The organism is Variovorax sp. V35 (assembly GCF_041154465.1).
Taxonomy (GTDB): Bacteria; Pseudomonadota; Gammaproteobacteria; order Burkholderiales; family Burkholderiaceae_C; genus Variovorax; species Variovorax boronicumulans.
In genome coordinates, this window is sequence record NZ_AP028666.1 from 4,872,236 (window position 1) to 4,887,414 (window position 15,179).

The window sequence follows — 15,179 nt, forward strand, 5'->3', positions numbered from 1 at the left end:
AGTCGTCATCGTCGAACAGACGCCATCCTGCCACGGCGGCCACAATGACCCCATGCGTGCATTGCTTTCGACTTTCTCCTGGCAGGAACTGCGCCACCACCCCTGGCGCAACGCGGCGGCCGTGCTGGCCGTGATGCTGGGCGTGGCGCTGGCGTTTTCGGTGCAGCTCATCAACGCCTCGGCGCTCGACGAGTTCTCCAGCGCGGTGCGCTCGGTGAACGGCCAGCCCGACCTCGAGGTGCGCGCCGCACAGGGCAGCTTCGACGAGGCCGTGTTCGGCCGGCTCGCGCGCCGGCCCGAGGTGGCGCTGGCGAGTCCGGTGCTCGAGTTCCAGGCCCTGGCCCAGGACCACGACGGGCGCCAGGTGCCGCTGCGCGTGATCGGTGTCGATGCGCTCGCGCTGCCCACCATCGCGCCCGCGCTGATGCCGCAGTCGGCGGCCGGCGCCGACCGCTTCGCGCTGTTCGCGCCCGGCCATGTGTTCCTCAACGCGGCGGCGCGCCAGGCGCTGCAGCTGCCGCTTCAGCCCGCGACCGGTGAAAGCCTGCAGCTGCGCAGCGGCGCCGCGTGGCAGCGCCTTGCGGTGTCGGGCCATGTGACGGCCGGCGGCGCGGCGCTGGCGGTGATGGACATCGCGGTCGCGCAGGAGCTGTTCGGTCCGCTCGGCCAGTTGAGCCGCATCGACCTGCGGCTCGCACCGGGCACCGACCGCGCGGCCTTCGTGGCCGCGCTCGAGAAGTCGCCCGATTGGCCCGCGGGCCTGAAGTTCGCCGAGCCGGGCGACGCGGCCGAGCGCGTGAGCAACCTGTCGCGCGCCTACCGCGTCAACCTCACGGTGCTGGCGCTGGTGGCGCTGTTCACGGGGGCGTTCCTGGTGTTCTCGGTGCTCGCGCTCAGCGTGGCCAAGCGCGCGCAGCAGTTCGCACTGCTCGGCGTGCTGGGCCTCACGCCGCGCGAACGGCTGCGGCTGGTGCTGGCCGAATCGCTGGTGCTCGGGCTGATCGGCAGCGCCGCCGGCCTGGCGCTCGGCACCGCGCTCGCCGCCTTCGCGCTGCGCGTGCTGGGCGGCGACCTGGGCGGCGGCTACTTCGAAGGCGTGGCGCCCCGGTTGCACTGGAGCAGTGGCGCCGCGCTGCTGTACGGCGGACTCGGCGTGGTGGCCGCGCTGGTGGGCGGCTGGTGGCCCGCGCGCGCCGCGCAGGCGCTGCCCGAGGCGCAGACGCTCAAGGGCCTGGGCGCGGCACCCGCGCAGGGCCGCCACCACTGGCTCGCGCTCGGGCTCATCGGCGCGGGCGCGGCGCTGGCCAACCTGCCGGCCATCGGCGGCATTCCGGTGGCGGCGTATCTGTCGGTGGCCTGCCTGCTGGTGGGCGGCATCACCGCCCTGCCCTGGCTCATCGCGCTGTTGTATGACCGCGTGGCGCCCGCGTTTGCGCGGCGCGTGCTGCCGATGCTCGCCGTCGAACGCGCGCGGCGCATGCGCGGCACGGCGGCCGTGGCGGTGAGCGGCGTGGTCGCGAGCCTGAGCTTGGCCGTCGCGCTCACGGTGATGGTCGCGAGCTTTCGCGAGTCGGTCACGCACTGGCTCGACGTGGTGCTGCCGGCCGACCTGTACGTGCGCGCCACCTCGGGCGGGCGCGGCAGCGGCAACAGCGGCGGCACCAGCAGCACCGACACCGCGACCTTCGCGCCGGCCTTCGTGCAGGCGCTGGCGCAACTGCCCGGCGTGGCGCGCACCGGCACGCTGCGCACGCAGTCGCTGCAGCTCGACCCCGCGCAGCCCGCCGTGACGCTGATCGCGCGCAGCCTCGAAGGCGGCGTGGTGCGCGGCCTGCCGCTGGTGGGCGAGGCGCTGCCGGTGCCGCCCGGGCAGACCGGCATCTACGTGAGCGAGCCGATGGTCGAGCTGTACGGCGCGAAGCCGGGCACGGCGTTTTCTCCGCTGTCCGATGCGATGCGCACGGCGACGCCGCAGGTGTTCTTCGTGGCCGGCGTGTGGCGCGACTACGCGCGGCAGTTCGGCGCCATCGCGATGGACGCGCGCGACTTCGAGCGCATCACCGGCGAGCACGACGTGAGCGACGTCGCGCTGTGGCTCGCGCCCGGCGCGTCCGAGGCCGAGGTGCAGGCGGCTGTGCGCGCCCTCGCCTCGCGCGCATCACGCGACGGCGCGGTGGAGCTGGCCTCGGTCGGCCAGATCCGCGCCACCTCGCTGCGCATCTTCGATCGCAGCTTTGCCGTCACCTACTGGCTGCAGGCCGTGGCCATCGCCATCGGCCTGTTCGGCATCGCGGCCAGCTTCAGCGCGCAGGTGCTGGCGCGGCGCAAGGAGTTCGGCCTGCTCGCGCACCTGGGCTTCACGCGGCGGCAGGTGCTGGCCGTGGTGGCCGGCGAAGGCGCGGCCTGGACCGCCATCGGCGCGGTGGCCGGGCTGCTGCTCGGGCTGGCCGTGTCGGTGGTGCTGGTGAAGGTGGTGAACCCGCAGAGCTTCCACTGGAGCATGGACCTGCTGGTGCCCTGGGTGCGGCTGCTGGCGCTGTGCGCGGCCGTGGTGGCGGCCGGCACGTTCACGGCGTGGATGGCCGGGCGCGCCGCGGCGGGGCGCGATGTGGTGCTGGCGGTGAAAGAGGACTGGTAGCGCCTCACTTCTGCGCGCGTGGCGCGCTGGCGCGCATCGGGGCGACGACTTTCTCCTGCCATCGCCGCGAAAGACCGCGTCGGGGCGAAGCGCCCTCCGCCCGCACGGTGTGACCGGACGCATGCGCGCAGTAGTCCAGGGCCTGGCGAAGTGCCGTGTCCACCCGGCGCAAGGAGATGCAATGCCGGTCCGCCACGTCCTGGCGGGTCATCTCCTCGATCTGCAGTGCCACGAGCACCGAGCGATGCCGATGCGAAAGCCGCTGCATCGCCTGCTCCACGGCCTCCATCGCCGAACGCGCCTCGGCGATGGCATCGGGGCCGGGCGCGTGATCGGCCAGGAGATCGAGGGCCGTATCCCATTCGCCCACGTACTGCCAGGACCGGTCGCTGCGCAGGCGGTCCATGGCCAGGTTGCGCGCCGTTCGATAGACATAGGCCCCGGGACTGCGCACGGGCTCCGATGCCGTCATCTCGCCCAGGCGCAGCCAGGCGTCGTGCAGGCACTCGCTGGCCTGGTCGGAACAGCCGAGATCGCGGGCCAACCGGCGATGCAGGTACGTGTAGTTCGCCGTCAGGAATGCCCGCAGCGCCACGCCGGCGGGCTCGCCGTGACCCATGAATGGCCCTTGAAAACAAGGACCGGGATCGAACTCAGCCGCGGACATCGTCTTACTTGCCGGCATGGCGCAACCTGCTCTTCTCGGCGTCGGTCAGCAGCGACATCACCGATGCGTCGAACTGATTGCCGTGCCCAAAGACCTGCACGGGGTTGGCAGGGTCGTACCGAGGCGCAGCGCCCGCTTGCGCGCCGGGGCGTGGCGGCGACGATGCGCCCGCACCGCCCGACGGCAGGCTGTCGTTGCCGAAGCCCAGCACCCGCACCGTGAAGACCGAGGGCAGGTTCTGCCGTGCTGCGGCCCGCTCCTGGCGCATGGACTCCTGCGCCGCCATGGCCGCCGCTGACGCCGCCGCGCTGGCGGTGGTCAGTGCACCGATGTTCACCGCGGCCACCACGGGCAGCCCGGTCGTTTCGCCCTTGACCTGGATGTTGTCGGCGTTGCGCACCTGCAGCGCGGCAATGTTGAGGTTGCTGGCGACCCGGATGCCGGCATCGCCCGCATCGATGGTGCCCCGGGGCGCGACCAGGTCCACGTCGCCTTCGCCCACGGTGCCGATGCCGGCGCCGCTCATGTCGCGCTTTTCCTCCACGGTGATGTTGCCGTCCACGTCCGACGTGACTTCTGGCGCCTGCGGGATGCGCACGGTCTTGGCGCCGCGGCCGGCGTCGATGTCGCCCTGGCTGGACCACAACACCTGGTCGCTGCCCAGCGGCTCGGCCTGCGAGACGAAGGACAGGATGCGCGAACGGTTCACGATGATGTCCCGGTCGGTGAACACATTGACCTGCCCGGGCGAGGCCAGCGTCACCAGGCCGTATCCGTCCGGCACCACCGCGCCCAGCCCCGCCACCTGCAGGCCGCCGCCGGGAGTGAAGACGTTGATGTCGCCCCCCTGGTGGGTGCGCGCGGCCATCCGGGTCGCGGCGATGCTGCCCACGCCGGACCAGCTGCTGCGCCAGTTGTCCGGCAGGTCCGCGGCGTAGCGAACGGGCTGGCCTTCGGCCGTCGCACCGCGGAACAGCGTGTCGATGGCCGCGGAGCCGCGGCGGTAGCCGCCGTTGATCGGACCGTTCTGCCCATCGCCCCCGTTCTGGTCGCGCCCTCCTTCGCGCAGTTCATAGACAAAGACCTGGCGCAGGAACTGCTCGCGCACCAGGGGCGGCAGTTGCCGGTATTGCTCCCACGCCTGCTGCGGGCTCAGCTTGCCGTCCGCGTTGGCGGTCAGGCTGGCGACCTTGTCGGCACCGAGCATGCCTTCCACGAAGGACACCAGGCCCCGGCGCGCCAACTTGGCCAGGTCGCCGCGGTTTTCCACCCCGTCGCTCAGGTACAGCGGCGCCACGGTGCCGTCGGCCAGGGTGGTCTTCAGATAGTCCGGCATGGCGGCCACGTTGGCCGGGTTCAGGTAGGCCCGCTCGAAGGCGTCGTAGCTGGCGGCCTTGTTCATGCCGGCCATCAGGGTGATGCCGGCGCCCTCGGCGGGCAGGGCCTTGATGACGTTCGATTCTTCGCCGAGCGGCGTTGCCGACACGTAGTCCCAATAGCGATTGGCATTGGTGTACAGCGACAGGTTGTTGCCCTGGATGTCGCGCCCGGCCAGCAGCAGCAGGGATCCCGGCCCTTGCAGCGCGGTGCGGCTGCCCCTGTCGTAGTAGTAGGCCGCCGCGTCGCCGCTGTATCGCGCATATCGGTGCGACAGGAGCCTGTTGGCGACAGCCAGGATGTCGTTGCCCGCCGCCAGCATGGTGGTGTCGGTGGGGCGCAGGTTGCGCGCGCTGAGCTCGAAGTTGCGGATGTCGGTGCCGGCCTGCACGTGCACCGATTCCGACGCGATCAGATTCAGGTCGCTGATGGAACCGGTCGCCGCGTACAAGCGGCTGGGCGTGAAGTCATGCACCTGCATCGGCAGCACATCGGGGTTGTCGAACAGCTCCACGCCATTGAGGCTGTTGGTCAGGAACGTGTTCGTCACCGAGAAGCCGCCATAGACCGACTTCAGCGGCGCGCCGAACGCCGATGCCCCGCCCAGCGTGATCGTGAAACCCATCCACGGCCGGAATATCGACGGCCACTTGTCCAGCGTGGTCTGGGTCATGACGATGGCACCCGTGTTCTGCAGGCTGCTGCCGCGCAGGAAGCGCAGGTCTTTCGCGGCCAGCAAAGACAGGTCGCTGCTGTTCGCCGGCGCCATCGCCAGCAGGCCCGCGACGTCGATGTTGCCGCTCAGGGCCGACACGCTGACCTTGGCCGGATACAGGCCCACCATGTCCGTCTGGAGCTTGGTGTCCGTCATGCCGCTCACCAGCCTGGTGGTGTTCTCCGTGTCGTTTCCTGCCACGAATTCCGACTGGTTGACCAGGCGCACGTTGCCGCCGGTGGACACCAGGCTGACGGCGCTGCGCTCTGTCTGACTGCTCATGAACATCGCATGGCTGGACGCGCCGCTGGTGTCCCGGTCGGCCTGGTCGACGTAGGCACGGCGTATCTGCATCGGGTCGATCACGGTCTGCAGGACCAGGTCGCCCAGCGTCTGCAGCTTGAGCGTGGCGTCCGACAGCGCCAGCACGGGCGCGATGTCGTAGGAATAGGCGGTGTTGGGCCAGCTGCTCGAGATGCCGGTCAGGGCATAGCCGGAGGCGCTTGCGCCGGCTTCGATCTCGCCGGCGCCGCGGCCCACGTAGTACTGGCCGGCCTTCAGGGTGCCGCCCGCCGCCACCTGCAGCTGCCCGCCGTTGCGGGTCACCGTGGAGGCCGCGGCATCGCCAGCGGAACGCCCGCCCGTCACGCGCATGGTGCTGGGCAAGGCCACCACCAGGTTCACCAGGTCGCCGCCCGCCGACAGCTTCACGTTGCCGCCGCCCAGCGCGCCCAGGCCCTGCTGGAAGCTGGCGTGGTTCACCCACCAGCTCGGTTGCTGGCCCCGGGCGGACATGACCGGCGCCCAGCTCTCGCCCATGTTGTACGCGTCGTAGTAGCCGGTGGGACTGCTGAGATCTCCGCCATAGCGGCCCTGGCGGAACAGCCATTCGGTCAGGATCTGGTCCGAACGCGCGCCCTGCGCGGTGGGCGCACGCACGCTGCCCTGGACCGCGACATCCACGTGGCCACCTGCGGTGCCGTACTGGGCATCGACGCTGGCGGTGTCGAAGCCGCCGCCCAAGGTGGGATCGGCCTCGGCCCGGCCTGCGGTGTACAGCGCGGACTCCTTGTGCGCCAGCACGAGGTCGCGCCCGGCGCGTACCGTCAGGTCGCCGCTGCCGGTGCGCACCAGCTTGCCGGTGCCCGACTCGGTGCCGGCCGTGCCCACGCGGATCGTGCCGGTGTCGGCTGCAAGCGCGCCCGATGGCCGCGTGGCCAGTGCATCGACCGACCCCAGGTCCGCGCCCGCCACCAGGCGCAGGTTCCACGAGGCCGCCTGCTGCAGCCGCGCCGCCCGGCCCGCGCCGTTGTCGCGGCCCGCCACGTCGAAGCCGTCGCTCAGATGGCCGTCGATGTTCAGGTTGCCGCCGGCGCGCAGCGTGAGCGTGCCTTCGCGGTGCGCCGCACCGAAGCTGTCGAACAGGTTCCAGTCGCGGCCCAGCGTCAGGTCGCCCGGGCTGGTGATCTCGATGCCCGCCGCCAAGGTGTAGGCGGCGGCGTTGCCACCCAGCCTCGCCAGGATGCCTGTGTGGCCTGCAAAGGCATTGGCCTCGGCGATCGCCTGCGGGGCCACGGATTCCACTGTGCCATCCGTGCTGGCATGGCGGCGCACGCCTTCGAGCACCGCGGAGCGCGCGCCCTGCACGACGGCGTTCAGCGCCGTGACGTTCAGGCCGTCGTTGCCTGCGGTGCGCTGCGCCCGCAGTCGCAGCTTGCCGCCTTCGCCGCCGCTCAGGTCCAGCGTGCCACCGGCCAGATGCAGTTGGCCGTCGACCGCTTCCAGGTCGATGCGGCTGCTGCCCAATCCATCGATGGCGTCGGTGGCATGGGCCGCCAGCACCGCGCCAGGCTGCATCGTCAGCCCTGCCCCGCCGACCAGGCGGATGCTGCCGCCGTAGGCCGCGTTGGCCTCGACGCGCGCCGTGCCATCGACAGAGATCACGCCGCGGTCGGTGATGACTTCGAAGTCGGCCACCCGCGTGGTGCCCGCGATCGTGAGGTCGCCCTGGCGGACGTGGAACTGGCGCGAGCGGCTGAAGCCCGCATCGTTGAGCGTTCGCGCCAGCGCGCCGAAATCGTCCAGCCGATCGATGGCCAGCGCGAAGTTGCCACCGTTGCCGCCGGCACCGGCCTGCGCTTGCACAGTGCCACCGAAGTGGACCCGTCCACCGGCCGATGCATCCACCGTCAGGCGGCCCGCGTCGCCACCGCGCGGATGGGCGGACAGGTCCAGCAGGCTGCCCGGGGCCAGGTCGATCAAGCCGCCCCGGGTCGCGAGGCTGATCTGGCCCGCATCCACGTACTGGGCCGCGTCGAAGAAGACTTTTTCCAGGCCCCCCGCGTGCAGGCGGCCCGACGCTGCAACCGTGAGGTTGCCCGTGCCGGCATCGACCGCGATGCTGCCGCCCAGCGCGAGCACCGGCAGCGCCACGGTCACGCCCTGGCCCGACAGATTGAGGCGCGCGCCCAGGCTGGCGCGGCCCAGTGACGCCATCTCTTGCGCATCCAGCTGCGCGTCCTGCTGCAACACCAGTTGGCCCTGCGTTCGCAGGGCCTGGTCTGAGCCGGACACCCCTTGCAGCACCGGCGTGCGCAGCGTCAGCGCCGCCGCACCGGCGTCCAGGCTCCCGGTGCCTTCGCCGGCGATGCGCCGGCTGCCCGACAGCAGCACCTGGTCGAAGCCGGACATCGTCTTGTCGCCCGCGCCCAGCACCAGTTCGCCAGCCGACAGTTCCAGACGACCACCGCCCGTGCCCGCACTGCTCAGCGACGCGCCCGTGTTCTGCAGCGTCAGGTGGGAGGCCTGTACCTGCACGGCATCGGCGCCATGCCCCCGCAGGGCTGCGGCGTCGAACACCACCTGCGCCAGGCCGCGCATGTCGAGCGAGCGATAGAAGTCCAGGCTGCCGTAGCTGTGCAGCGTCAATGACTGCGCGCGCGACAGCTGCGCCAGGGCGTCGGTGTCCAGCACCAGGCCGCCGCTGCCGCCGCCGATGCCGATGCGGCTCGCGGCCACCGACAAGGCCTTGCCCGACAACTGCGCGCCGGCGGCCATCTCGGTGTTGTTGGTGGCGTCGAGCAGCAACGCCTCGCCGCCCTTCAGCAGCGCGCCGGCGCCGATGCGCACCTGGCCGCCGACCGTGGTGTCCACGTTCTCGCGCAGCGCCCGCACGGCCTGGCCGCTGCTCACGCGCACCAGCGCACCCCAGTCTCTGGAAGGCGTGACGATGTGGTCGTCGCTGGTGTCGTTCGGCGTGTTGTTGTCGCTCCACACGGGCGCCACCTGCGGCTTGAGCACCAGGTTCGCCTCGTCGCCCGACGCGGCGCCGTGCGCGCGCAGCACGCTGCCCGACTCGATCGACACCGCATTCGCCGCGGCCAGGATCACCTCCGGGCCGCTCAACGCGGTGCCCGCCGTGTTGCGCAGCACCACGTCGCTGGCGGCCACGTCCACCTGCAGACCGCGCACATTGCCCGTGCGCGTTCCGCCCACCAGCAGGCTGCCCGCGCCGAAGCGCGTCAGGCTGCCGGCATCCACGACCAGGTAGCCGTCGGCGCGCAGGTCGCTGCTGTCCTGCCCCGCGCCGACGATGGCGATCTTGGCGGCGGCGATGTCCACCAGGCTGCCGCGACCGCCCGCATCGGGTTGCGCGCGCAGTTCGCCGTCCAGCGTCAGCGCGCGGTCGGCCTTGAACACCACGGCGCCGCCATCGCGGGCCAGGCGCGGGGTCACGACGTCCTGCCCTGTGAGGCGGTATTGCGTCAGCTTGAACGCATCCGATGAGAAGAAGGCGTTGCCCCGCGCTTCGTTGTATTCGCTGACCTTGCGCACCAGGCTGGCGGGCAGCACGCGCCAGCCCGAGGCCGTGGCATCGCGCGCGCCGCTGATCGTGTTCTGTTCCCGCCCGGCCACGATCGTCGAGCCGTCGCGCAGGCTCACCACCTCGCCACGGGACGCGGCCCACGCCGGCAAGGCCTGGCCCGTGCTCTGCACCGCGAAGGCGCCGGGCAGCAGCGCATAGCGTGCCGGCAGGAGCGTGTACCAGCCGGCGCCCAGGCCTCCGCCGGCCAGCCAGACCTTCTGGCCCGCCGCACCGCCCGCCACGGGCGACAGGCCCTGGTAGCCCGGCAGCACGGCGTACATGCCGGGCAGCGTCAGCACGTCGTGCGAGCCGCCCGAGCCGGGCACGTGCTCCCACGCATGCAGGTCGCCGCCGCCCGCGATGTCCACCACCGCGCCCGCGGCCATGGCCACATCCGGCGCTTGCAGGAGCACGCGCTTTTCCGGCAGGGACGACAGGTAGCGGTTTTCGTCCAGGGAACTGGCATCGCCGGCATTGGCACGGTTGCGGCCCTGCGGGTTGGCCGGGTCCAGCCAGTATTCGGCGTTGCGCAAGCTGCCGTAGAGCACGTCCAGGCCCGCACCGGACACCGAGGTCAGGCTGTTCGTGCCCAGCGTCAGGCGCTCGCCGGCATTCAGCGCAATCTGCCCGAAGGGCGCGCGCAGCACGCCGTCCTGCTCGATGACGGGCGCGTTCAGCGTCAGGCTGCCGCCGGCCGACAGAGGCGCCGCGGCGCTCCCGTTGCCGCGCACGGTGATGGAATGGTCCGAGTTGATTCGCGCCGTGACGGCCGTGGCCGGATAGACCTGCGCGGCCTTGATCTCCAGCGCGCCCCCCACGTCGAGCGTGGCCCGCAGCTGCGGGTCGTCGTAGTCGGTGCCGCCTTCGCTGTAGGCCCCCGCCACGAAGCGCAGGTCGCCGGTGTCCAGCACCGTGCGTTCGAAGCCGCGCAGCTTGACGTCGACGGGCGATGCGGACTCGCCCTTCGCACCCCTGCCTGCGATGTCGATGGCCTGGCTGGCCGACAGGATCAGTTCGCCCGCATTGCGGGCCGGGGCGCCGACCGCACCGACCGCGCCCACCGCACCTGTCAGTGGGTTCAGTTGCAGATGGTGGGCATGCAGGCGCACCACGCCGCCCAGCCCGTCGCTCTGGATGACCGGGGCGGTGATGCCCAGGCGACCGGCGACGCTCAGGTCGACGCCGCTGGCCAGCTGCACGCCCACTTGCGTGGAACGCAGATCGACCGCCGAGAAGCCCGTGTCCTGCAGCGCCTTCGCCGACACGTGCAGGGTGCCGTCCGAAGTGGCGATGTTGCCGATGTGGATCTTGTGGCTCAGTGCCGTTCCGGTGCCGCTCCAGAAATACTTGTTGAGCAGGTCGACCACCCGCTTGTCGATGATCGCGTCGTGCTCCCACGGCGCCCTGTCGGCGCCCGGCCCCGCGGCCAGCGCCGCGCCCGCGTCGAGGACGAGCCCCTTGCTGCTGGACACCGACGTGGGCAGCGTGGTGTTGATCGCGGTGCGCATGGCGCTGCTCATCTTGACGTCGCCGGCGTACTCGTCGCGCACGTCGAGGTTGCCGCTGGTGCCGATGATCCGCGCGTACTTTTCGCCGTTGAAGGTGTACGTGCCGGTGGGGCTCTTGTAGTAGAGGAAGGAGCCGATGTCCGGCGCCACCAGGTCCCCGGACGAACTACCGGCCGCGCTGGTGTCCGTGATGGACAACGACCCGCCCGCCGCCTGCGCATTGCCGCCGTGCGCGCGCAGCCTGGCATTCATGGCACCGCCGGCGGCGGCCTCCATCACGACCGCGCCGCCGTCGCTGCCCAGTTCCTGGTCCACGCGCCGCAGGGCGCCGAGCGCCCCCGTGCCGCGGTCCCAATACGCCACCGTGCCCCGCGCACCCGACACGTCGATCAGCGCACCCGCCTGCGCATCCAACGTGCCGGCGTTCAGCGTGACCGTGCCGCCCGGCAGCACCTTGCCCAGGGGCAGGCGCATGGCCGGGTCGTGGAAGATCTGCGCCACGCCGGGCAGCAGCAACTCGGCCCCGTCGGCCAGCGTCAGGGTTTTCTTGGCGCGGATGTTCAGCGTCCCGGCCGGCGCCTGAAGGCGACCTGCCACCCGCACGGAAGCCTGCCCGGACCCGTCCGCGTCCAGCGAGATCGTGCCGCCGGTTTCGGTCTGGATGCTGGCGTTCGCGTCGATGCGGATGCCGCCGCCGGTCGCACCGGTCGCCAGCGACAGGCCGCCGGGCGCGCGCGCGGCGCGGCGCTGTTCGCTCAGTTCGTCCAGTGCCTTGGGGGCCAGCACATCGCCCAAGGCGCTGCCGCTGGGCAGCGTGCGCAGCGTCGATACCGCGGCGGGCATGTCCCAGCTCGTGGGCTGGATGTGCACCTGTGCGCCTTCCGCGACCACGACGTCCCCGCCGAGCGAACGGATGCCGATCGTGCCGAAGCCGCGCTCGGCGTACAGGGTCTGCGGCAGGTGCAGCGGCTTGGCTGCGCCCGATGCCTTCCCGCCCGTGGCGTCGGCCGCAGGCGCGGCGCCGCCCACCTGCACGTCGCCGATCGCCGTGAGGGTGAGCCGGGACGCATCGCCCCCCGCCCAGCCGCGCAGGTCCAGCGTCTCGAGCGCGGTGTTGTCGAACGCCGTCAGGCTGATGGCCCCGCCGTTGCCGGCCTTCACCTTGCCGGCCTTGCCGCCCGCCGTGACACCGGACAGCCAGCCGCCGCCGGACACGTCCAGCGCCGCGCCGGCGGCCACCTCCACGTTGCCGTACACCGTGCCCAGGCCCTCTTTCATCGGGGTCCCCAGTGCGATCGAGCCGCCGTGGATGGCGCGGCCCAGCGTGACGCCTTGGCCGGTGTCGTTGACCCACTGGCCCGCGACGCTCAGCAGGCTGTTCGCACCCAGGCGCAGCACGCTGTCCGCCTTGCCGCCGGCGCTCAGCGCAATGGCGCCGCCCGGGGCGATGAGCTTGCCCTGGATGTCGAAGTTGCCGGGGATGCCCTGGCCGTCGTAGACCGCGGCCGTGAAGCGCGCCCCCGGCTGCAGAGTCACCACCGCGCTGTCTTCCAGCACGAAGCCGGTGTTGAGGTTCAACTCGATGGCGCCCAGGCCCGAATGGCTCAGCCCCGCGGCGGACAGCCACGTGGTGCGGCCCACGCCCGCGCCAGCGCCGGGGGATTGCCCTTCCGGCTCGGTCAGGAAGGCGTCCTTGCCCAGCGGGCTGTCGATGCTGAAGCCCGCCGGCAGCAGCGCGGGCTTGTCGCTGATGACGACCTGGCCCAGGGTCCACATGCCCTCCTGCGCCCGGTTGGAACCCACCGTGAGGCGGCCGGCCCGAGGCAGCTCGGCCACTTCCTGCACCCGGTCGCCCGGCTGCACCGAGCCCCTGAACTCGCCCTCCAGGATGAAGGCGCTGCCGGCACGGATGTCGATCGAACCGGCATTGCGGCCTTCCTCGTAGCCCGGCTCCCAGCGCCGCCCCGACAGCATCGGATTGACGTAGGTCTGCGTGACGCCCCAGCGCGCATGCGCCTGCAGGTACTGGCCCGCGATGCCCGTGTAGGTCATGTCCGCCGGCGCGGACGACATGGTGTAGGTGCGCCCGTCCGCGCCGCGCAGCCGGGTTTCCGTGTTCCAGCCGTCGCTGTAGCGCACCGAGCCGCCGGACACATCCAGGATGGAACCGGGCCGTGTGATCACCGAGCCATTGGATTGGATGGTGATGTCGCCGCCTCGCGCCGCCAGCTCGGACAGGCCGACCAGGCCGTTGCCCACCCAGCCCGTCACGTCCGCCAGCGGGGTGCCGACCCAGACGCCCTTGAGCGCCTTGCCCGACTCGTCGGTGACCCATTCGACGCCCGCCATGAGCCCCTTGAAGGTGCCCGACCGGCGTCGATCCACGATGACCTTCCGGCCATACAGCCAGGTGTTCGCCTGCAGGTGGGAGTCGCGCAGTTCGTTGATGCGCAGTTCGGCCTCGACGAAGTTGCTGGCCATGTCCACCGGCATCTGCATCAGACCCGCGGTACTGACGGTGGCGTGTTCACCGATGAGGATGCGGCTGCCGTCGCCCACCTGGGTGTTGCGCTGCAGGGCCGCCGGGTTGGCCTGGGCCTGGATGTCGATGTGGCCCGCAGCGGCGGTGACCTGCGCACGGGTCTGCACGTCGATCGTCTTGCCGTAGAGCTCGATGCGCCCGGGCTGGTAGCGGTTGGCCAGCGAGCCGCTTTCGATCCGCGTGGTGTCCTGCCAGTCGTTGACGACCTGGGTGATGCTGTCCGGCCCCAGGGTCAGCGTGCCGCCCGACCAGGCCGTCAGGCGCGGGACGTCGGCCGCCAGGTTGATGTCGATGTTGTGCACGCCCTGGCCCCAGGCGCGCAGGCGGATGGAGCCCGTGCGGTTGTTCAGCGCGGTGCTGGCTTGCAGGATGCCGCCCTGGTGGATCTCGCGTGACACCATCGTGATGTCGCCGTGATCGGCCTGGATGATGCCGGTGTTGTGCACGCTGTAGCCGACCTGGGCCGCGCGCTGCTCCATCAACGGCAGGATGTCGGACACGATGCGCCCGATGAGATAGGGCTGGAAGGCGGGCGCCGTCTGCGGGTTGATCAGGAACTTGGCCGGAAAGAGCCAGGGCCGCACCGACGAGGTGACGGCATCGAAGCCGCGCACGGTGGGGCTGATTTCCTTGGCTTCCAGCCACACGTTCTCGCCGGCGCCCAGCAGCGTTTGGCCACTCGGCGTGCGGATGCTGCCCGCATTGCTGACCTTGGGCGCGAACATCAGCACGTGGCCGCCCTGGCCCGTGATCTGCGCACCGGCCGCCACCTTGACGTCGCCCGGCGGCTTGCCCGGATCGAAGGCCGGGCCCATGTCGGCGAACTGCACGTTCGAATCGACCGGCATCTGCTTGGAGTTCTCGCCGAAGGTGGGAATGCCGACGCCCACTTCGAGGCCGCTCCAGTAACCGGGGTCACCCGATTTCGCGCCCAGGCGCGTGTTGAGGCCGGCCTTGAACTGTTCGTCGCTGAGCTTCAGGCTGGAGGCGACCAGGTTGCGCACGTTGACCTGGCTGCTGCCGGTGAACAGGATGCCGTTGCGATTGATGAGGTAGACGCTGCCCTCGGCCTCGATGCGGCCGGCGATCTGGCTGGGTCGGCCGCTGGGGTCGTTGATGCGGTTGAGCGCGATCCACTCGTTGGCGCCGGTCTTGGCGTGGGTGCCTGCACGCTGGTCGAACTTCACCGTCGTGTTCTTGCCGACGTTGAAGGTCTCCCAGTTCAGGATGGCCTTGTCGGCGGTCTGCTCGATGGTGACCGTGGTCCTGCCGTTCGCTGCGGCCTGCACGGGGTCCCTGGCGTTGAGCCAGCCGGCGGTCAGCGAATTCGTGTCGACCTTCAGGCCGCCTTCGGTAAGGCCGTCCGGCGCGGAGTCGCCGCTGGCCAGCGCCTCGGCCCGCTTCTGTGTCTGCTGTGCCTGCTGCGCGGCGATCGCGCGCGCGGCCAGGTTCAGGTTGGTGATGGACGTCTGCAGCTGCTGGCTCGCCGCCGACGACGGCTGCGTCGGGTGGATCAGGCTGGACGCCGGCGCGCCGTTCGGCAGCTTGCCCGTGGCGATCGCGCCCGCCTGCGCCGCGCCCTTGTCGGCGAACCACGCCGGACTGAACGCTCGCTGCGCGTGCGCGCTGCCGAGGACCCCACCGGCGGCCAGCGCCACCGCGATGGCCCGCGCGAGGGGCGCCCTCCTGAAAACCTGCTGCGCCGCGCGCGCCGGTCGCTTCTTTTCGTTGCACCCACTGATGGTCATTTCTCGTTCCCGCCGAAGTAAAGCCTGTGCCGAAGGAGCTGCGCGCGTCGCGCAGGCCAGCCCCATTCAAGAAGCCCCTGCGATGGCGATCGAAAGCCAAGGCGACAGGAGCCGTCAGT

Annotated in this window: 3 protein-coding genes; 1 reads left to right on the forward strand and 2 read right to left on the reverse strand. The window is 71.3% G+C overall.

The features are described 5' to 3' along the window. The first annotated feature begins 52 nt into the window (after window positions 1-52). Window positions 53-2,638, forward strand: a complete 2,586-nt coding sequence (locus ACAM42_RS22440; protein WP_369629464.1) for an FtsX-like permease family protein — start codon at window positions 53-55, stop codon at window positions 2,636-2,638. A gap of 4 nt (window positions 2,639-2,642) precedes the next feature. Here the strand turns inward: ACAM42_RS22440 and ACAM42_RS22445 are convergent, their stop codons facing one another. Together ACAM42_RS22445 and ACAM42_RS22450 are read right to left on the reverse strand one after the other, a co-directional pair. Then, complete coding sequence (locus tag ACAM42_RS22445) at window positions 2,643-3,323, reverse strand: RNA polymerase sigma factor (RefSeq protein WP_369629465.1); 681 nt, start codon at window positions 3,321-3,323, stop codon at window positions 2,643-2,645. After that, on the reverse strand, window positions 3,310-15,060 hold the full coding sequence (locus ACAM42_RS22450; RefSeq protein ID WP_369629466.1) for a filamentous haemagglutinin family protein: 11,751 nt from the start codon (window positions 15,058-15,060) through the stop codon (window positions 3,310-3,312). Before ACAM42_RS22450 ends, ACAM42_RS22445 begins: the two co-directional genes overlap by 14 nt. Window positions 15,061-15,179 lie beyond the last annotated feature (119 nt).